The 17,622-nt window shown below is 46.1% G+C and carries 17 protein-coding genes; 6 read left to right on the top strand and 11 right to left on the bottom strand.

The features are described from left to right. The first annotated feature begins 1 nt into the window (after position 1). The gene (locus PJF56_RS13880) at positions 2-448 is read left to right on the top strand and encodes a type II toxin-antitoxin system VapC family toxin (protein WP_283763278.1); all 447 of its coding nucleotides are present in this window, start codon (positions 2-4) and stop codon (positions 446-448) included. On the opposite strand, the gene PJF56_RS13875 is transcribed toward PJF56_RS13880, so the two are convergent. Beyond that, the gene (locus PJF56_RS13875) at positions 412-1,782 is read right to left on the bottom strand and encodes a helix-turn-helix domain-containing protein (protein WP_283763277.1); all 1,371 of its coding nucleotides are present in this window, start codon (positions 1,780-1,782) and stop codon (positions 412-414) included. The two genes, PJF56_RS13880 and PJF56_RS13875, sit on opposite strands and share 37 nt — an antisense overlap. A gap of 197 nt (positions 1,783-1,979) precedes the next feature. Between PJF56_RS13875 and PJF56_RS22370 the strand changes: the two genes are divergently transcribed. After that, on the top strand, positions 1,980-2,495 hold the full coding sequence (locus tag PJF56_RS22370) for an RICIN domain-containing protein (RefSeq protein WP_430540888.1): 516 nt from the start codon (positions 1,980-1,982) through the stop codon (positions 2,493-2,495). A gap of 109 nt (positions 2,496-2,604) precedes the next feature. Here the strand turns inward: PJF56_RS22370 and PJF56_RS13870 are convergent, their stop codons facing one another. Beyond that, the gene (locus PJF56_RS13870; RefSeq protein ID WP_283763276.1) at positions 2,605-2,847 is read right to left on the bottom strand and encodes a hypothetical protein; all 243 of its coding nucleotides are present in this window, start codon (positions 2,845-2,847) and stop codon (positions 2,605-2,607) included. Positions 2,848-2,966: 119 nt separating this feature from the next. Here PJF56_RS13870 and PJF56_RS13865 point away from each other — a divergent pair, with 119 nt between their 5' ends. Continuing rightward, positions 2,967-3,422: a helix-turn-helix domain-containing protein gene (locus PJF56_RS13865; protein ID WP_283763275.1), complete on the top strand. Its 456-nt coding sequence runs from the start codon at positions 2,967-2,969 to the stop codon at positions 3,420-3,422. 19 nt (positions 3,423-3,441) lie between these two features. Here PJF56_RS13865 and PJF56_RS13860 read toward each other — a convergent pair whose 3' ends face one another. Together PJF56_RS13860 and PJF56_RS13855 are read right to left on the bottom strand one after the other, a co-directional pair. Beyond that, complete coding sequence (locus tag PJF56_RS13860; RefSeq protein WP_283763274.1) at positions 3,442-3,795, bottom strand: DUF5615 family PIN-like protein; 354 nt, start codon at positions 3,793-3,795, stop codon at positions 3,442-3,444. A 5-nt stretch (positions 3,796-3,800) separates the two neighbouring features. Beyond that, positions 3,801-4,133, bottom strand: a complete 333-nt coding sequence (locus tag PJF56_RS13855; protein ID WP_283763273.1) for a DUF433 domain-containing protein — start codon at positions 4,131-4,133, stop codon at positions 3,801-3,803. 141 nt (positions 4,134-4,274) lie between these two features. Between PJF56_RS13855 and pheT the strand changes: the two genes are divergently transcribed. Continuing rightward, positions 4,275-6,887: a phenylalanine--tRNA ligase subunit beta gene (gene pheT / locus PJF56_RS13850; RefSeq protein WP_283763272.1), complete on the top strand. Its 2,613-nt coding sequence runs from the start codon at positions 4,275-4,277 to the stop codon at positions 6,885-6,887. Positions 6,888-7,101: 214 nt separating this feature from the next. Here pheT and PJF56_RS13845 read toward each other — a convergent pair whose 3' ends face one another. The 4 genes from PJF56_RS13845 to PJF56_RS13830 form a co-directional block, all read right to left on the bottom strand. Continuing rightward, positions 7,102-8,031, bottom strand: a complete 930-nt coding sequence (locus tag PJF56_RS13845; RefSeq protein WP_283763271.1) for a glycerophosphodiester phosphodiesterase family protein — start codon at positions 8,029-8,031, stop codon at positions 7,102-7,104. A gap of 14 nt (positions 8,032-8,045) precedes the next feature. Beyond that, positions 8,046-8,942: an alpha/beta fold hydrolase gene (locus PJF56_RS13840; RefSeq protein WP_283763270.1), complete on the bottom strand. Its 897-nt coding sequence runs from the start codon at positions 8,940-8,942 to the stop codon at positions 8,046-8,048. Positions 8,943-8,950: 8 nt separating this feature from the next. Then, positions 8,951-10,309 carry a sensor histidine kinase gene (locus PJF56_RS13835; protein ID WP_283763269.1) on the bottom strand — a complete coding sequence of 453 codons (1,359 nt, stop codon included), beginning with the start codon at positions 10,307-10,309 and terminating at the stop codon, positions 8,951-8,953. 85 nt (positions 10,310-10,394) lie between these two features. Next, positions 10,395-11,156, bottom strand: a complete 762-nt coding sequence (locus PJF56_RS13830; protein WP_283763268.1) for a response regulator transcription factor — start codon at positions 11,154-11,156, stop codon at positions 10,395-10,397. Positions 11,157-11,387: 231 nt separating this feature from the next. Between PJF56_RS13830 and PJF56_RS13825 the strand changes: the two genes are divergently transcribed. Next, positions 11,388-11,972: a Uma2 family endonuclease gene (locus PJF56_RS13825; RefSeq protein ID WP_283763267.1), complete on the top strand. Its 585-nt coding sequence runs from the start codon at positions 11,388-11,390 to the stop codon at positions 11,970-11,972. A gap of 127 nt (positions 11,973-12,099) precedes the next feature. Then, entirely contained in the window at positions 12,100-12,249 is a 150-nt protein-coding gene (locus tag PJF56_RS13820; RefSeq protein ID WP_283763266.1) for a hypothetical protein, read from the top strand. Here PJF56_RS13820 and PJF56_RS13815 read toward each other — a convergent pair. From PJF56_RS13815 to PJF56_RS13805, 3 genes are all read right to left on the bottom strand, one after another. Continuing rightward, positions 12,246-14,339 (bottom strand): PAS domain S-box protein, encoded by a 2,094-nt coding sequence (locus PJF56_RS13815; RefSeq protein WP_283763265.1) that lies wholly within the window; start codon positions 14,337-14,339, stop codon positions 12,246-12,248. The two genes, PJF56_RS13820 and PJF56_RS13815, sit on opposite strands and share 4 nt — an antisense overlap. A 385-nt stretch (positions 14,340-14,724) precedes the next feature. Beyond that, positions 14,725-16,629 carry a tRNA uridine-5-carboxymethylaminomethyl(34) synthesis enzyme MnmG gene (mnmG, locus tag PJF56_RS13810; RefSeq protein WP_283763264.1) on the bottom strand — a complete coding sequence of 635 codons (1,905 nt, stop codon included), beginning with the start codon at positions 16,627-16,629 and terminating at the stop codon, positions 14,725-14,727. A gap of 363 nt (positions 16,630-16,992) precedes the next feature. Then, positions 16,993-17,622 (bottom strand): Uma2 family endonuclease (locus tag PJF56_RS13805; RefSeq protein WP_283763263.1); only part of this gene is annotated, 630 nt, incomplete at its 5' end.

The following is a 17,622-nucleotide window of genomic DNA, read 5'->3' as shown; positions in this document are numbered from 1 at the left end:
CATGTCTTATCTTCTAGATACTAACCACTGTAGCTATATTATTAATGGCGATCGCCAAGTTATTAATCAATTAAATACTCATGGAAGTGATAGTTTTGGAATTAGCATTATTAGTTATGCAGAACTGCTATACATGACAGATAAATCCCAAAAAAGCTTAGAAAATAAACGAGCGGTTGAAGCATTTTTAACTTATATTGACTTATATTTTATCGATGAAGAAACAGCGGTTATTTATAGCAGGATAAAATCCGCAATTTTTAATTACTTTGCTCCAAAAGATAAAAATAAGCGTCGCCGTACCAGTATGATCAACTTAGGATTTACTGACCATGACCTGTGGATTGTTGCCACAGCAGTACAACACGGGTTAACCCTAGTTTCTGCTGATAGTGACTTTAAAAGAATTCATCAAGTTGAACCCTTCTCTTGGGAATCATGGATATGAACTGCTTGTTGAATCACTGGTGAAAGACTATAGCGCTTATCTTTCCGTTCAATTAAGGAGCGATCGCACAAGGAATGGAGCGCATTGATTAAGTCTGAAGATGAAAGCACCTGATTTTGCAGCAATTGTCCTAACTTAACCGGTTCCTCTGCTTGTGCTAACAGATGAAGCACTTGCTGTTCTATGGGGGATAAGCGATTGAATTGTTCCTGTAAATTGTCCTTCACATTTTCCGGTAATAATAGTCTCGGTTCGGCTGATATGTCCGTTGGCTCAATCTCTAGCTCTTGAATCAGAGAAACCACACTTTTTAACCAGAAAGGATTGCCTTCATATTGGTTCAAAATGTGCCACTTTTCGACATCCTCTAGCTTACTCTCTCTGAGCAGAGTTTCGCTTGATACAGGATCTAAACCTTTTAATTGCAGCATCCGAACCCCAGAAGATTGCTGATTCAGAGGAATACAGTCTCTAGGGTGTTCCCAACCGATGAGAAGCAAGCAACTTTGATGGGGTAAGTTTTTGATTTTCCGGAAGAAGGATTTATAAGGTTCATAACCGGGTTTATATTTGCCTGCGAGTTCTTCAGGACAGCACAAGTTTTGGATGTCATCGAATACAATCAAGCAGCGATGTTTTTGTAGATATTTAATTAGGGGTAATTCTTTCTTTTTCTCAGCAGAAGCGTCTTCAGCTTGAGGAGAACAGAACACTTCGATTAAGTCGGCTTCTAACTCGCTCAAAGTGGGCGCATGTTCCAGACTTCGCCAAACCACAGTTTCAAATTCAGATTTAATCTGTTCGACCAGTTGTACAGCGAGTTGAGTTTTGCCAATGCCACTGATACCCATAAGCGTGATAATACGACAGTGGTCTTCTAAGATCCAGGTTTTTAGGGTTTCGAGTTCAGAGGCGCGATCGTAGAATGCACCCAATTCTGGCATTTCACTTAAATCGTGAGAGTCAAATAATTGAGCATTGTATTTTTCTGATAAATCTACAGTTGGTCTTGTTTTTTCACAAATATTAAAACTACTACTGACATTTTTAAATACATTCTGAGCAAATACATTAGAATTTTTCGATCTCTGCATAGCTGCTCGAAAATTAGATTTACTAATCTCTTCTCCCAGTTCTTTTGAAAGAATTTTCCATAATTCCGATCCTACTTCCCGAACACGACTTTCTGAACAGTCAAACTCCTTAGCAATTTGCTTGTAGGTTTTGCGTTCCAGAGTTCCTTGCACTATGGCTTGCTGCAAATCATCTAAGTGCTTACCGGTTTTAGTAAATATCATTTCATCGGCAAGATGTAACATTTCTTTGAGAATCATAATCAAGAAAAACGCTTACTTATAACTGATCATAGCAGACAGTTTAGTATTTTACAGCACAGTTGTATACATTAGTATACAAAGTCATATTAAAGGAAATGGTCTTGGCTTTTACAAGAAAGACACAATAGAATATTTTCCCACTAGACCCACTACTGTTTTTTGAGTAATATATATAGGGTTCTAAGGTAATAATTATGAAATTGAATTCGCTGCTAAAAACAATATTAGTCACCGTTTCACTCGTGGGTATTAGCTCCTCTGCTACTGGAGTACCTACTTGTAAAAACAATTTTGTTTATGTAAGAACACAACATAGTGATAAATGCATTCATATACCCCCAAGTTTTAACCATGGCACTCCTGTAACCCAGTGGAATTGTGTTAATCAGTATAATTTGCACTGGGAAAGGGTAAACTCTTCGCAGAACGGTAAGTTCTTTATCAAGTCCAGATCTACTGGTCTATGTATTCAAGTTGATGGTAGTTCTAACGGTGATAATGTAACGATTAGTCAGTATCCCTGTCAAAACCGACCTAATTTCCTTTGGAGTACCAGAGATGCAGGCAATGGATTTGTTTATTTGGTAAATATGGCTAGTGGGAAGTGTCTTCAGGTCAACGGACACTCACAGGAAGATAATGCTAGAATCTCTCAATGGAACTGCTTGAATCAACCCCATTTTAAGTGGAGATTTACTCAAGCTCCATAGCACCCTTAGCCATTCATGTAGATTGATCGCCTCTGTCTACAGATTTTGTAACTAGAGATTACACTTTTGATGAAGTCGCTAATTGCACAGGTATCAAGGAGATATTGCATTAAAAGAGTTCCTGCTCGCGAGGGGGAAGCAGTTCATCCCGATAAGACTCGAAAGCAGGGAAATCCCAGACTCCTTGATAAGATAATATTGCCTCTGGCCATTGGCAAGATGAAATTGTTGACGTTTCGATCCTGTGGCGTAATACTTGCAGAATTAAGGTCGATAGGGGAATATTAGATTGCTCCGCTTGACGGATGAGGTCTTGTTCTAGGTCTGGCGGTAAGTTGATGGTAATTTGCATCGATAATTTTCCTCAATTTATCCCTCTTTTGCCAATATTTTATCATACCCTACAGCCTAGAAGTAGCAGTAACTCACGGGTGTAGGTAGACTAGAGGGAACAAATATGGAAGGCTTGCTATGAGTATTAATCAATCAACCGCGATCGCCACTGCTGAAGAAGCACGAATAGCAAGAGAGGCCAGCAAAACCTTTGCTGCTCTGATTCCCAATCAAAAGCCATTACAACTGACAGTAACGAGTGATGGCGACATTGAGAGAGAGCTAACCCTTCCTCCAACGGCAGTTCAACTCCTTTTGGATATTCTCGAACAGATGGCCCTTGGTAAAGCCGTAACCATTATGCCGGTCAATGCTGAGTTAACGATTGAGCAAGCTGCTGACCTACTCAATATCTCCCGTCCATTTCTTCTAGATCTATCGGACAAAAATGAAATTCCTCACCGCAAAGTTGGTCGGCATCGGCGAATTTTATTTGAGGAACTGATGAACTATAAAAAGAAGGTTGAAGAGTCTCAAAAAGCAGCGCTTGAAGAACTGATTGCTCAAGCAGAAGAGTTAGACTTGGGGTATTAACCTTTTGCGCTGTGCCCGATCATTTGAGAGGCAAAAATCTCACCTGTCCTTCCCACTCCCCATCAAGGCTACATTCTGCAATTAAAATAATCTCTTCTATCACTAACCCTATCGGAACACGCCGCTTAACTTCAAACAATCCAGGCATGGGTAAACCTGCCTGAATCCGTTCGTAGGCAAACGTTATCATCGTAGCAACATCGTGGGTTAAGACAATCCGTTTCTCTTGGGCAGCCCACAACAATACATCCGGATCGCTTGCCCCTTTCAAGCCGACATCCTGAACACGCACAAGATCGATATCTGGATTTTGCTGAAGAACACCTCTTACAATCTGGTTGTTAAAGTTTTCGTCAGCCAGAAACTTAATCATTTTGGTTATTGGGTTTGACTGCGCCTAGCAAGCAAGCGATCGCGGATTCCTATTGGGTTAAACTGTTGTTCAGCCTCCTGCTGAATCACATCCGCTTGACGTTGCCTTTCTGCCAAGTAAGTGTTTACCTCATCCTGATGTCTCAGGTAGTAACCGATCGCTAGATAAATATCCGATAGCTCAAGGGATGGATATTGCTCCCCTATTTGCTTGCATGTACACCCTTCAAGAAAAGCGATTACAACAGTATCCAGGGTGACACGAGTTTTACCGACTCGTAAAACCCCGTGGGCATCTGTCTCTATCGGTGTAGGTTCAAGAGCAATGGTTAGAGTCATCAGCTTAATTGAATGAATCGAATTTAATCACTCTACAAGAATAGCAAAGGGCAAGTTGGTGACGATCTTGGCAAAGGGGCCGGTAGGAGCGCACAATAAACAAAGGATTGAGAGAGACTTTTAGAGAACAAACCCCCATCCATGCGTATCTCACTGAACTGGCTGCAAGAACTCGTCGATATCACCCTGTCTGCCGATGAATTAGCTCATACTTTGACCATGGCAGGCTTTGAAGTAGAAGACATTGAAGACCGCCGCACTTGGGCTGACGGAGTGGTGGTTGGTGAAATTATGGAAGCTGCGCCCCACCCCAACGCCAATAAGCTGCAAGTCTGCCAAGTCAATGTTGGTGCTGCGGAACCCCTCAATATTGTCTGTGGAGCCTCCAATGCTCGCGCAGGTATTCGCGTACCGGTGGCGGTGGTGGGAACCCATTTGAGCCAAATTGACTTAAAAATTAAACCGGCGAAACTGCGGGGGGTAAAGTCTTTTGGCATGATTTGCTCCCTGTCGGAATTGGGATTAGAAAAAGAATCAGAAGGGATTCATATTTTTACCCAAGAAGGCTTAACCCTGGGGGCTGATGTGCGTCCCCTGTTGGGTTTGGATGATGTGATTTTGGATCTAACTTCGACGGCAAACCGCGCGGATGCTTTGAGTTTAGTGGGTATTGCTAGGGAAGTGGCAGCTCTGACAGGGGCGACGCTGAAATTGCCGAATCTGGAGCCGTTTAATCCGCCTGGGCAAAACGGAAAGGTGGTGGTGAAGCTCGATGAGCAAGGCGGCAAGGGGAAGAATGAGAGCAATTATCCCTGTCCTGCTTATATCGGTGCGGTGATTGAAGGACTGAAACTGATGCCGTCTCCGGCTTGGCTACAGCAGCGTTTGGTAGCTTCCGGGGTGCGTCCGATTAATAATGTGGTGGATATTACGAATTATGTGTTGCTGGAATGGGGGCAACCGCTCCATGGGTTTGATTACGATCGCCTCTTAACCGTCGCGGGTACAGAATCGCCTACCATTGGCGTACGCTTTGCCCACAGGGGGGAAACCCTGGTAACCCTCGATGGGCAATCTCGCGATCTCGGTTCTGCGGCTAAGTCGGAGACTCTGGTGATTACGGCGAATGACAAACCGGTAGCCCTGGCGGGGGTAATGGGGGGAGAAGCCACGGAAGTTGATGAGCAAACGACACGCATTTTACTCGAAGCTGCCCTCTTTACTCCCATCGTCACTCGCCGTTCCGCTCGCTCCCAAGGACTGCGAACGGAGGCTTCGGCGCGGTATGAGCGCGGGGTGAATCCGGCGGAGTTGGAAGTGGCGGCAGCGCGGGCGATTCAACTGTTGCAAGAGTTGGCAGATGGGGCAGTCGTCGCGGGGGATGTGGCGGATTTTCGACCGGATACTCGCACCGGAGGAAAGCAAATTTCTCTCCGTTTCGATCGCGTTAAACAGGTGCTGGGTTCCCCATTAGCCAATCCCGAATCTCCCGATGCCCAACCAGTGGAAGGGGAGCTTTTAGGGGAGGATGTGGAACGGATTTTAACGGCTTTGGGCTGTACTTTGGAACAACAAGAACGCTCCCTGAGCGCAGTCGAAGGGAGCGCTCCCACTTGGCTAGTCACTATTCCACCCTATCGCTACCGAGATTTAGAGCGGGAAATCGATCTGATTGAAGAGATTGCTCGCTTGTATGGCTATGATAATTTCTGTGAAACCCTACCTGCTCAATCGGAACCGGGATATCTACCGGCTGATGAGTCGATTGTGCGGCAGTTGCGGGAAGCTCTGCGAGGGGTGGGATTAACGGAGGTGATGCATTATTCCTATGGGTTGAGCCATCTGCGCCAGGATAGTTTGCTTTCGGCTGATTCGACTCAGGTGGCGATCGCCAATCCCCTGTTTACGGAATATTCCACCCTACGCACGGAGTTATTATCGAGTCTGATTCTGGCATTTCAGTACAATTTACAACAAGGCAATGGCCCCCTGAATGGGTTTGAAATGGGCCGAATCTTCTGGCGTGAGGAAGATGGACTCATGGAAGCGGATTCTGTAGCCGGTATCATTAGTGCTTCTAGTGTGGGCAATTGGATTCGCGGTGGCAAACCGGCAACCCTAAGCTGGTATGAAGCCAAAGGACTTTTAGAAGCGGTGTTTGAGCGCGTGGGTTTATCCACACCCGGAGGTATTTTACCCGGTTCGGGGAGTCCAGAAAACCAGGTAGAGTATCAACCGCATCAACAGGACAAGCGCTTTCACCCAGGGCGCACGGCTTCCTTATGGTTACAAGGGGAGCGGTTAGGAACCTTTGGGCAACTCCATCCCCAGTTGTGTCAGGAGTTAGAGATACCGGATGAGGTGTATGGATTTGAACTGGATTTAGAGGTGATTTTGGCGGCACTGGAACAGGATGAAAAGCTGCAACCAATTTATAAGGGATATTCGACTTATCCAGGAAGCGATCGCGATTTAGCCTTCTTTGCCGATCGCCAAATTTCCGTCGCTGAGATTGAGAAAGTGATGGCAAAAGCAGCAGCGAAGGGACAACCGAAAGGCTCTTCGTTATTAGAATCGGTGGCAGTTTTCGATCAGTATCAAGGGGAAAATGTGCCCGAAGGACAGCGCTCTTTAGCCTTTCGTCTGGTTTATCGAGCAGGCGATCGCACGTTAGCAGATGCTGATGTGGAACCCATCCATCAACAGGTGCGCGATGCTTTAGTCGAGAAATTTAGCGTCACCCTCAGAAGTTGATCGGGTTTTTAGGTATTGTAGGGGTGGGTTTGAAACCCACCCCTACAATAGGGTGGGTTTGAAACCCACCCCTACAATAGACCAATCAAAATTCTATCAATCTTAATCCAATCAACTGTAAATCCAGCAATTCGGCGATCGCCTCCGTACCCAGTCCATAACTGAACATGGGAGGAATAGCTTGTAATATGGTGTTTAACCGCACTTGATATTACTATCGATCTACATCTGGAAAATCGGTAATTAAACTATCAATGCCCAAATTCATAAATGCTTGCATTTCTTTCTGCCAATCCCCAGAAAAATCGGGTAAAACAAACTGAGATTCACGGCGAAAAGTCCAGACATTCACCGTTAAATTGAGATCGTGACATTGGTTCACTAAATCTTGTCTACCCTTTGACCAGAGCAGTTCTTTATGTAATCCTAGACCACTGGCATATTGGGCGATTTGGGTTAATTGGGGTAAACTGAGTAACTCCTGATAGGTTACTGGATCTCCTTTGATCATGCGATCGTAGGGTCGATCTTCTGCTTGTGCCATCAGTTGAATGAGACGCAAATCGGTTAAAGAGCGCAAATATTGCACGCTCTCGATTTCAAAGGATAGAATTAAAATCGGGTCGAGGGAAAATTTATATCCTTTGTTTTTAAGCAATTCAATTAACCGCTCTTCAAGGGGTAAGCCGAGGCTGCGAAAATAATGGGAATGCTTGATTTCTATATAGAGGGTGATGGGACGCTGGAGTTTTTGTTGGGTGACTTGATGCCATTGCAAAACTTCGGAGAGGGTTAAAATCGGATATTGAAAATCATAATCAGAGGAGCGAAAACTGAAGGGTTCTTTGGCTCGTAAGGTTTTGATTTCGGCGAGGGTTAAGTCTTCGGTAAACCAACCTTCTAGAGTTTGCCCATAGAGGGTTTTAGGGGTTCGATAATGGGATAATTCTGGATGGGTGAGGATATCTGTGGTTTGGCTTAATTCGGAGTCATGGCGTACCACTAGCTCGCCGTCTTTGGTGGGGACAATATCTAATTCTATAGCCTCTGCACCTTGGGCGATCGCCAACTCATAAGCCGCTAAGGTATGCTCAGGGCGATATCCGCTTGCTCCCCGATGGGCAATAATCGCTGGTTTTGACATCCCCAAAAACCCCTCTACTCTGTAATTTCCTCAATCCACTGTAACAGCGCTCGATTCACCTGTTGCGGTTGTTCATCATAAACACAATGCCCTGCTGCTTCAATCTCCACCAACTGAGCCTGGGAATTTTGGGCTACAAGCTCACGAGCTTGGCGAATTGAAAAAATGGGGTCTTGCTTGCCCCAAACCAGCAAAACGGGCATTTTTAGCCGGGGAAACACGCGCCCCACATGGGGGGTATACTCCCGATTATTTTTCGACAGGAAGAGGCGAGAGAGAACATCTACCGCTCCCGGATCTTGAGGCGGTGTCGTAAAACTTTCCACGAGCTGCTCATCGACGAGATCTTTATTCACATAAACCGAGCGCAACCCTTGACGCACAAAGGGAATCAATAAAGGGGGATAAAACAGGAGACGAAACAGGGGAACCAGCAAAAACCGGGGAGTGAGTAACCCTTCCAGGGAAGCGAGGTTAGCTTGTACTTGAGATTGAAACAGCTCTTCACGGGAAGGGGGAACGGTGAACAATACTAAGCCTTGTACCATCTCTGGATAAGTATCGGCGATCGCCAGCGCCACCGAACCCCCCAAAGAATGTCCCGCCAAAATCACCGGGCGCTGAATCCAAGTGCGCCAAAATTCATACACCTGAGCCATCCATAACGGCGAACCATAGCGCTCTGGAGCCTTTTGCGACATTCCAAACCCCAGCAAGTCCAACGCATAAACCGAATGTGACTCGCTCAAGGGTTTCAAGTTATAGCGCCATTGGGCAAAACTAGAGCCAAACCCATGCAATAACACAATCGGAATCGCCTCTAAGCGCGATAAACTGCGAATATAGGTATAGCGGATACGCCATCCTCGCCATATCCAAGTCCGTTGTGCCCCAATTGATTGATCCTCCATATTTTCCTCTAATGGTATGGATGCTGAGGTAGATAAACTTCAATCCAGGCTCCACCGGTTTCTGGATGGTTGCTGGCGCTTACCCATCCTTGATGAGCTTCGACAATTTGCCGCACAATGGCTAATCCTAATCCACTACTGTGAGTTAAGAGAGTTGGTTGGGGATCGGAGGCATTTTTAGATGGGATGGGAGTAGTTTTGGGGTTAGAGAGGACTCTGGCACGGGAAGGTTCTCCCCGATAGAATCGCTCGAAGACGTAGGGTAAGTCGGTTTCTGGGAAGCCTATGCCACCATCAATCACTTCAAGATGCACGAAGTTTTGAGAAAATTGGGGGGTTACACTTGTTGATTCTTCTAGGCTCAGTTTAACCCATATGGGGTCGCGAAGGGGACTATATTTAATACTGTTGTCGAGTAGGTTAATGAGGACTCTGCATAACCGATGTTCGTCGGCGTGGATAAAGAGCTGTTCTGGCCCGGAGTATTGGAGTTGGAGTTCTTTCTGTCGGGCTAGGGGTTCGAGGGATAACCAGGAGGAGCGGATCAGGTCGGGTAGGTTGATGGATTTCCACTTGAGGCTGTAGGCCGATTCCCGTTCGAGTTGGCTCAGATCGAGGAGAACTTGAACAATATCGCTGAGGCGAATGACTTCGGACAGGAGGCGATCGATCCAGTTGCGGAGGGGGGGATCGAGGCGAGTTTGCAGGGTTTCGGCGACGAGGCGAATGGAGGTGAGGGGGGTTTTGAGTTCGTGGGCGACATCAGAAAAGGCCCGATCGCGCTGGTTGGCTAAGGTGAGCAGTTCTTGACGATTTTCTAGGAAGACTCCGATGCGACCTTGGGAGAGGGGAAGGCTATAGGCTTTGAGGGCGATTTTGGGTTTTAGCGATCGCCGCTTGGTGTTTTCCGGGTCTAGGGTGGGGGCGATGGGTTGAAAGTGCCATTGTTTTTCGGCCGGTTTTTGGGTGGTGCGGGTTTGTTCGATCAGTTCGTCAAGTTCGTAGGAGCGGACAACTTCTAACAGGAGACGGGGACTGTCGGATTGGGGAGGATTGATGCCCAGGATTTTATAGGCTTCGGTGTTACACCAGATCAGTTGGTTTTGGTCATCGACTTGTAAGTATCCTAGGGGGGCACGAGCAAGGATGGATTGCCAGTAGTCTATTTGTTGTTGTAGATGGTGCTGATGTTGTCGTTGATGGGCGATCGCCCGCAGGAGGCGATCGGGGAAGCGGCCCATGAGTCCTGAATAGGAAGTCAGTTCCGGTAGGATTTGCTTAATTTGTAGTTCTAAGCGCAGTTGACATCCTAGCCATAGGATCAAACCTATTGCTAATCCCAGCAAGAATCCGAATAGTGGCACCATCGCAGCATTCTCAATTAATCATTGCTCCCCTTGATTATCGCCTCAAGGTCTCGGTTTTGGTGCGAACTCTCAATCGGGAGTCGGGTTAGCTAAAGCGGTATCCAAATCCACGAACGGTGAGTAAATATTCTGGATGACTCGGATCGAGTTCAATTTTTTCTCGTAACCACCGAATATGTACGTCTACGGTTTTGGTATCTCCCATGAAGTCGGCTTCCCAGATGCGTTCGATCAGTTGGTCTCGCGACCACACTCGTCGAGGATGGTTCATAAACAGTTCCAGGAGGCGGAATTCTTTGGGGGAGAGGTTAATTTCTTGGTCGCGGACGATCACCCGGCATTCTTGGGGAAATAGGGTAATGTCTTTGATTCTCAGCACTGAAGGGTTAGATGGGGGGATGGGGTAGCGATTACGCCGTAGGAGGGCGCGGACTCTGGCCACTAATTCGCGCACGCCGAAGGGTTTGGTGAGGTAGTCATCTGCACCCACTTCTAAGCCGACGACGCGATCGGTTTCCGAGCCTTTGGCACTGAGAATCAGGATCGGTACGGTTTGTCCTTTCTGACGGAGCCAACGGCAGAGATCGAGACCGTTAATTGAGGGTAACATCAGATCGAGGATGATGGCATCAATCGAGTCTAGGGAGCGATCGCTGCCGTCATCTTGTTGGTGAAATAAGTCTACTATCATGCGACCATCTTCAGCCGCGATCACCTCAAATCCTTCATCCCGTAAGGATAAAGCGACTGTTTCCCGAATCAGTTCTTCATCTTCGACCACCAATACCCGTCCTAAACTCCGTTGTGAATTCGTTTGGGTTGGTTCTACCGATAACGTGAATACCATAACTGGCGTGCCCACTACGACTGCTTATCTTTTTAAGCGTACCAGCTTTTTTTGAATTCAATCAGATTTTTCCAATTCAATTTATGTATCCTTCGTCTATATTTTGTATATATCAATAGACTGTTCATTTAAGTTATTGTCCGGGTTGATGTCTTTTTGATTTTATGGAAATCTAAGCACACTTTTTCCTCTGTTTCTGATACTATAACCCTAAAAATGTAGGTCGGGAAGATGACACACACTCTGATTATTCCTGAACAGTTACAAGTGACTCCAGAACAGTTTGCCCAACTGGCACAGGCCAATCGGGATCTGCGTCTGGAACAAACCGCGACCGGAGAATTGATTGTTATGCCCCCCACTGGAGGAAATACTGGCAAACGCAATGCCCGATTTACTGCCCGCTTTATCGTCTGGAATGACGAAGCTCAACTAGGGGAAGTCTTTGACTCTTCTACGGCCTTTCGTTTACCCAATGGTGCAGCGCGATCGCCGGATGTCTCTTGGGTGCAGCGCGAAAGATGGGAAGCGCTCACCCCCGAACAACAAGAGACGTTCCCGCCCCTGTGTCCCGATTTTGTCTTAGAATTGCGCTCTAAAACTGACTCTCTCAAAGAGTTACAAGCAAAAATGCAAGAATATCTAGACAACGGTGCTAGTCTAGGTTGGTTGATCGATATCCAAGGGCAAACGGTGGAAATTTATCGCCCATCTCAGAAAGTAGAAAAGCGCATTCAACCGGATACGTTAGACGGTGAAACCATCTTACCGGGGTTTACCTTATCGGTGTCCAATTTATGGAATAAGTCTAATTGAACGATGATAATTGCCAAATCAACCCACTGAGTCCAAGAACTCCAGAATTCCTTATCGCTATTAACCCAAAGTATGGAAAGGGGGTAAGGCTCTCGCAGAGACTGATGACTCACGCAAAAGAAGAAAAATGTCGTATTTCACTGAATTTGCCAAACGCAACAGCAGACAAAAACAAGAGATACTCAATAGATGCGATCGGATTATTGGCTTAGTTCACGAGATTCACAAACTATTTGCAACCCAACCAGACGTGGAAGACGATGAAGCGCTGTATTAATTTTTTCTCGTTACCCTTTGGGTGCAGGGAATTTGAATAATAAATTCCGTCCCTTCTCCTGGAATCGAATGACAATCCATTTTACCCCGATGGTTTTTGATCACAATTTGGTAACTAATCGATAAGCCTAAACCTGTGCCTTTACCCACCGGTTTAGTGGTGAAAAAGGGATCGAATAAGCGATGTTTGACCCGTTCCGGAATCCCCATTCCATTATCTTGAATCCGAATTTCTACCCAGTCAGCATCGAGTAATTGGGTGGTAATACGAATTTTGCCTTCACGAGGTTCTTGTAAGTTGCCTTGTTTTGAGCAAAGGGATTCATCAATAGCATCGATGGCATTACTAAGGATATTCATCACCACCTGATTCAGTTGTCCGGCATAACACTCAATTTTCGGTAATTTTCCGTACTCTTTAATCACCTCAATTCCGGAATAATCGGGTTTGACCTTCATGCGATTGTGCAGAATCAATAAGGTGCTATCAATCCCTTCATGAATATCAACCGACTTCACGGAGGATTCATCTAAGCGAGAAAACGTCCGCATAGATTTGACAATTTCGCGAATCCGCTCCGTACCCACAGTCATGGAATGGAGGAGTTCCGGCAAATCTTCAAGCAGAAAATCGAGATCCTTAATGTCCTTGATTTCGGCGATCGCCGGATGGGGTTTGGGATAATGGTATTGATACAATTGCAGAATCTCGACCAAATCTTTCATGTAGGTTTCTGCGTGAGCCAGATTCCCATAGATAAAGTTAACCGGATTATTAATTTCATGGGCTAATCCCGCCACCATTTGACCTAGAGAAGACATTTTCTCCGCTTGAATTAAATGGGATTGGGTGCGTTTTAAGTCACATAAGGTTTCCTGTAACTGTTGATTTTTATCTTTTAACAACGATTCAGAATGGCGTAGGGCATGTTCGGCCTGTTTGCGAGCGGTCATATCAATGCAGATCATCCCCACTCCTTTCGATTGACCTTGCTCGGTGGTGAGGGGAAAGTAGTTTTCTAACCAATGACGCACATTCCCCGATAAGCGGGGAATTTCATGGGAGACTTCCACGTTGAGCAGGGGTTGACCCGTCGCTAAAACTTGCTTCAGATGGGGTTCGAGCGTTGTGGCTCGATAGGGGTTAATTTCACCAATGGTTTTTCGCAGATGCTCGGTAATTCCAGTATCATTGGTACTGGCCAGGGTTTCATTGACTTGCACAAATCGCATTTGTTTGTCCAGAATCGCCATGCCAATGGGAGCTGCTTTGAAGAAGGCATTCCAGAGTTGATCGCGCCAAACAAGTTCTTTTTGCAAGGCTTGGCGATCGCTAATATCTCGTCCTTCCGCAATCAGCATCACCACTTTCCCGCAAGAGTCCATCACCGGTTTCATGGAAAAGTCTACGGTGATGCTTTGCTGATTCACCCCTAAAAAATCCACCGTTGAGCGTAGAGTTTTACCCTTGGCTGCTTCCCTAATTTTAGCTTTGATCTGTTCCTGATTGGCACAATCTTGGGGCCACCAGGGAGCATCCCATAAATCTCGATCGATCACATCAGAAAGTTGCATTCCAGCAAACTCTAAGAGGGTGTGGTTGGCTTCTAAAATTTCTCCCTCTGGAGAGAGAATCGTCATAAAGCCAAAAGCAGAGTTAAAGATGGCTCGAAAGCGCCGTTCGCTCTCTTTGAGCGCTCGTTGCGCTTTGCGGCGATCGCGTAATACCGCTTGGCGCTCGCTGGTATCGGTGACAACTCCGAGCAAAGTCGGAGGACTAGAGGAATTGGTATGGATCAGGGAAACTGCTAAGTTAACCCACGTCATGGAGCCATCTTGATGCAGATAGCGTTTTTCTTGCATGAAGGTTTGCAACTCTCCCTCTAAGAGTTGATCGAGAAACTGGCGATCGCTCTCAATATCATCCGGATGAATAATTTCCATCAACGAATGACCTTGCAATTCTGATACGTGATAGCCAATCAGATGGGCAAACCGAGGATTAATTCTCAGGATTTTTCCTTCTAGAGACCATTCCAGCATCCCCGTCGGCGCTTGATTGAAAAGGGCATTTTCTCGATTGGCATCCATGGAAGTGACTTGTGATTTTAATTGCGTTTTATTATGTTTGTCAGATTTCAAAAGGTACATATTAGCTTTTGTTATGCTTTGAGTATTTGTGAAGTATTTTTAGTATAATGTAGACGATCAGAGAGAATTTTGAAAATGACGTTAATATTCTTTACAAAACTTTATCAAAATAACGTCAGCTTATGGGAACAGTAAAAGATGAGGGGTGTACCACCCCCCATGCGATCGCTCTTTTCGTCCAAAAGGAATAGGGGAATGGGGAGAGTGAAAAATGGTTTACCCATTACCCTTCTGCCCATTACCCTTCTGCCCATTACCCTTCTGCCGCGCGTTTCGGACGAAAGTCCGACATAAACAGATCCGCGACGCAAGGAAAGCGCTGTAATTAATTATTAATCGTTAACTTCCTCCGGTTTTGTACCTCCAAATAAATCAACAGCGCATTCATATCCGCAGGATTAACCCCACCAATTCGAGAGGCTTGACCCACGGTCAACGGACGCACCTGGTCTAACTTTTCCCTGGCTTCCATCGACAGAGTTTCTATTTGGAAATAATCCAAACTCTCCGGCAACTTATGATTGGCATGACGGTTAATTTGGTCAATTTGATTTTGTTGCCGTTGGATATAGCCCGAATATTTAATCTCAATCTCAGCTCCTTGTTTTTCTTCAGCCGCTAACTGAAGATCTCCCAAGCCATAGCGCTCCAAATCCTCATAATGGAACCGGGGACGGCGCAACAAATCCGCCAGGGTAATCGACCCTTTTATTTTTTGTCCGGTATCGGCTACAATCTTCTTACCGACAGGATCGTGTTCTTTCACGCGAGTTTCATAGAGCCGTTCTTTTTCCCCGGTAATCTTCTCTTGCTTCTGGGTAAAAAGGCTCCAGCGCCGGTCATCAATCAAGCCAATTTCTCGACCCAAAGGTGTTAACCGTTGATCCGCATTATCGGAGCGCAACAGCAGCCGATATTCGGAACGAGAGGTGAGCATCCGATAGGGTTCGTGAAGTTCTTTCGTACAGAGATCGTCAATCAATGTGCCGACATAACTCTGTTCGCGGGCAAAAACAATCGGCTCTTGGCCGCGTACCAAACGCACCGCATTAATTCCGGCCACTAATCCTTGGGCGGCTGCTTCTTCATAACCCGTTGTGCCATTAATTTGTCCGGCACAAAACAAACCTTCGACTCTTTTTGTCATCAGGGTGGGATAACATTGGGTCGCGGGTAAATAGTCATATTCCACCGCATAGGCTGGACGCAACATGACACAGTTTTCTAAACCGGGTAAAGAGCGCAACATCCTCAATTGCAACGTTTCCGGTAAACCCGTAGAAAAGCCTTGGATATACAACTCCGGAATGGTGCGTCCTTCTGGTTCAATAAAAATTTGATGGGAGTCCTTGTCGGCAAAGCGGACAATTTTATCCTCAATACTGGGACAATAGCGGGGCCCTTTGGCATCTACCCATCCGCCATAGACGGGGGAAAGGTGCAAATTATCGCGAATGAGTTGATGGGTTTCGGCAGTGGTGCGGGTAATGTAACAGTCCATCTGTTCCCGTGGAATCCACACCTCTGGGTCAAAGCTAAACCAACCGGCTTCATTTTCTCCGGGTTGCCGCTCCATTTTGCTATAGTCTACGGAGCGCTTATCGACCCGCGCGGGGGTTCCGGTTTTGAGTCGTCCGGTTTCAAACCCTAAGCGGTTCAGGGTTTCCGTGAGACCGACGGCGGCAAATTCACCGGCTCGTCCAGCATCCATGGATTTTTTACCGACCCAGATTTTACCGCCCAGGAAGGTTCCGGTGGTGAGAATGACGGCGCGACATCCGAAGGCGACCCCAAAGTAGGTTTCTACACCAATAATTTCGTCGTTGTTTCCCAATACTAAGTCGGTAGCCATGGCTTCGCGCAAGACCAGGTTTTCTTGGGTTTCGACGATGTTTTTCATGACCGCAGCGTATTCGCGCTTATCGGTTTGAGCGCGGAGGGCCCAAACTGCGGGCCCACGGGAGGCATTGAGGACTCGTTTTTGGAGATAGGTGCGATCGCTCATTTTCCCAATTTCTCCCCCCAAAGCATCCACCTCATGGGTTAATTGGGACTTGGCGGGGCCCCCCACAGCAGGATTACAGGGTTGCCAGGCAATTTTATCCAAATTCAGCGTCAGCAGAAGGGTGCGACATCCAAGGCGGGCCGAGGCAAGGGCTGCTTCGCACCCGGAATGGCCTGCACCGACAACAACGATATCAAATTCATCTTGGAAGTCTACGAGAGTCATGGCGTTGCGGTTGAACGGAAAACATAGACTTTTATTGTAGCAATCTTACAACCTGAAGAAACTTGATTTTCGTTAAGATCCACAGTTATATCAAATCTATTTATTTACGCTACAGAGATCTGTAGGGGCGGGTTATACCCAAATCTTGTAGGCTGACAACTATTTTTGTATTCATGTCCGCGAAGCGGAAACCCGCACGAACCCACCATATCTCACTTTCCTTTAAAGCTATATATGAGCATCTAGCAAATGCTATCAATGCATCAATTCCTCAATCACCAGTGTACCAGTAAGAATGTAGGTTAGGTTGAGTAATGAAACCCAAAGGCAACCCAACCTACACTCATTAAGCTTGCCAAGCTATTACTGGTTCGTATTTGACTCACTCTCTAAAATTTCTCGAATTCTCTCCCGAAACAACCGCACCGCAGATCGTTGTCCAACCACTTTACTCTGCTCGATAAAACCGGGTATTTCATCCACAGGTAAAAACGGGAAAGCCAGACTTTTATCCAACTTTTGATATTCTCCATCAATGAGTTGATAAACTTCCAGGATTTCCTTCGTGTATCTCCACAGTTCCGGCACTCCCAATGCTGCATAAATCGTAAATTTCTTCAAGGATGAGCGAGTATAATCTGACTCAATTGCCAAATCTGGAGGAGGATCGTTGGGCAGTTTAATGATTTTATCTCTGACTAAAGCTTCATTCTGAATATAAAAGCAACTATCTGGCTCAATGGCACGACTTAAATCTTCTCGTTCTAAGAGCAATGCACCCACACCCATCACCTCAATTTCTAATTCATCGGCGATAGTATCAATAAAACGTGCTATTAGTCGATTAGGGATTTCATGCTGTTGTAATGGCATCCTCAGTTCTAAGACTCCTTTATCATAAGCAATTCTCCACGCCCGATCTTCGCCAACATCTGCCATCAGTGCCTGATAGGTTGACCAGCTTACACTTCGCAAAATGATGCAATTTTCTGG

Origin of the sequence: Roseofilum halophilum BLCC-M91 (genome assembly GCF_030068445.1) — a bacterium.
Classification (GTDB): Bacteria; Cyanobacteriota; Cyanobacteriia; order Cyanobacteriales; family Desertifilaceae; genus Roseofilum; species Roseofilum halophilum.
The sequence above is the reverse complement of the archived record's forward strand: the minus strand, read 5'-3'. Positions and strand labels throughout refer to the sequence as shown.

What these genes read in the sequence shown, in the direction of transcription:
- PJF56_RS13860 (WP_283763274.1), bottom strand. Translation starts at nt 3,795, where the DNA reads ATGATTAAGTTTCTGGCTGACGAAAACTTTAACAACCAGATTGTAAGA.
- PJF56_RS13875 (WP_283763277.1), bottom strand. Translation starts at nt 1,782, where the DNA reads ATGATTCTCAAAGAAATGTTACATCTTGCCGATGAAATGATATTTACT.
- PJF56_RS22370 (WP_430540888.1), top strand. Translation starts at nt 1,980, where the DNA reads ATGAAATTGAATTCGCTGCTAAAAACAATATTAGTCACCGTTTCACTC.
- PJF56_RS13840 (WP_283763270.1), bottom strand. Translation starts at nt 8,942, where the DNA reads ATGGAGGATCAATCAATTGGGGCACAACGGACTTGGATATGGCGAGGA.
- PJF56_RS13845 (WP_283763271.1), bottom strand. Translation starts at nt 8,031, where the DNA reads ATGTCAAAACCAGCGATTATTGCCCATCGGGGAGCAAGCGGATATCGC.
- pheT (WP_283763272.1), top strand. Translation starts at nt 4,275, where the DNA reads ATGCGTATCTCACTGAACTGGCTGCAAGAACTCGTCGATATCACCCTG.
- PJF56_RS13865 (WP_283763275.1), top strand. Translation starts at nt 2,967, where the DNA reads ATGAGTATTAATCAATCAACCGCGATCGCCACTGCTGAAGAAGCACGA.
- PJF56_RS13880 (WP_283763278.1), top strand. Translation starts at nt 2, where the DNA reads ATGTCTTATCTTCTAGATACTAACCACTGTAGCTATATTATTAATGGC.
- PJF56_RS13815 (WP_283763265.1), bottom strand. Translation starts at nt 14,339, where the DNA reads ATGGATGCCAATCGAGAAAATGCCCTTTTCAATCAAGCGCCGACGGGG.
- PJF56_RS13825 (WP_283763267.1), top strand. Translation starts at nt 11,388, where the DNA reads ATGACACACACTCTGATTATTCCTGAACAGTTACAAGTGACTCCAGAA.
- PJF56_RS13835 (WP_283763269.1), bottom strand. Translation starts at nt 10,309, where the DNA reads ATGGTGCCACTATTCGGATTCTTGCTGGGATTAGCAATAGGTTTGATC.
- PJF56_RS13855 (WP_283763273.1), bottom strand. Translation starts at nt 4,133, where the DNA reads ATGACTCTAACCATTGCTCTTGAACCTACACCGATAGAGACAGATGCC.
- PJF56_RS13830 (WP_283763268.1), bottom strand. Translation starts at nt 11,156, where the DNA reads ATGGTATTCACGTTATCGGTAGAACCAACCCAAACGAATTCACAACGG.
- PJF56_RS13870 (WP_283763276.1), bottom strand. Translation starts at nt 2,847, where the DNA reads ATGCAAATTACCATCAACTTACCGCCAGACCTAGAACAAGACCTCATC.
- mnmG (WP_283763264.1), bottom strand. Translation starts at nt 16,629, where the DNA reads ATGACTCTCGTAGACTTCCAAGATGAATTTGATATCGTTGTTGTCGGT.
- PJF56_RS13820 (WP_283763266.1), top strand. Translation starts at nt 12,100, where the DNA reads ATGTCGTATTTCACTGAATTTGCCAAACGCAACAGCAGACAAAAACAA.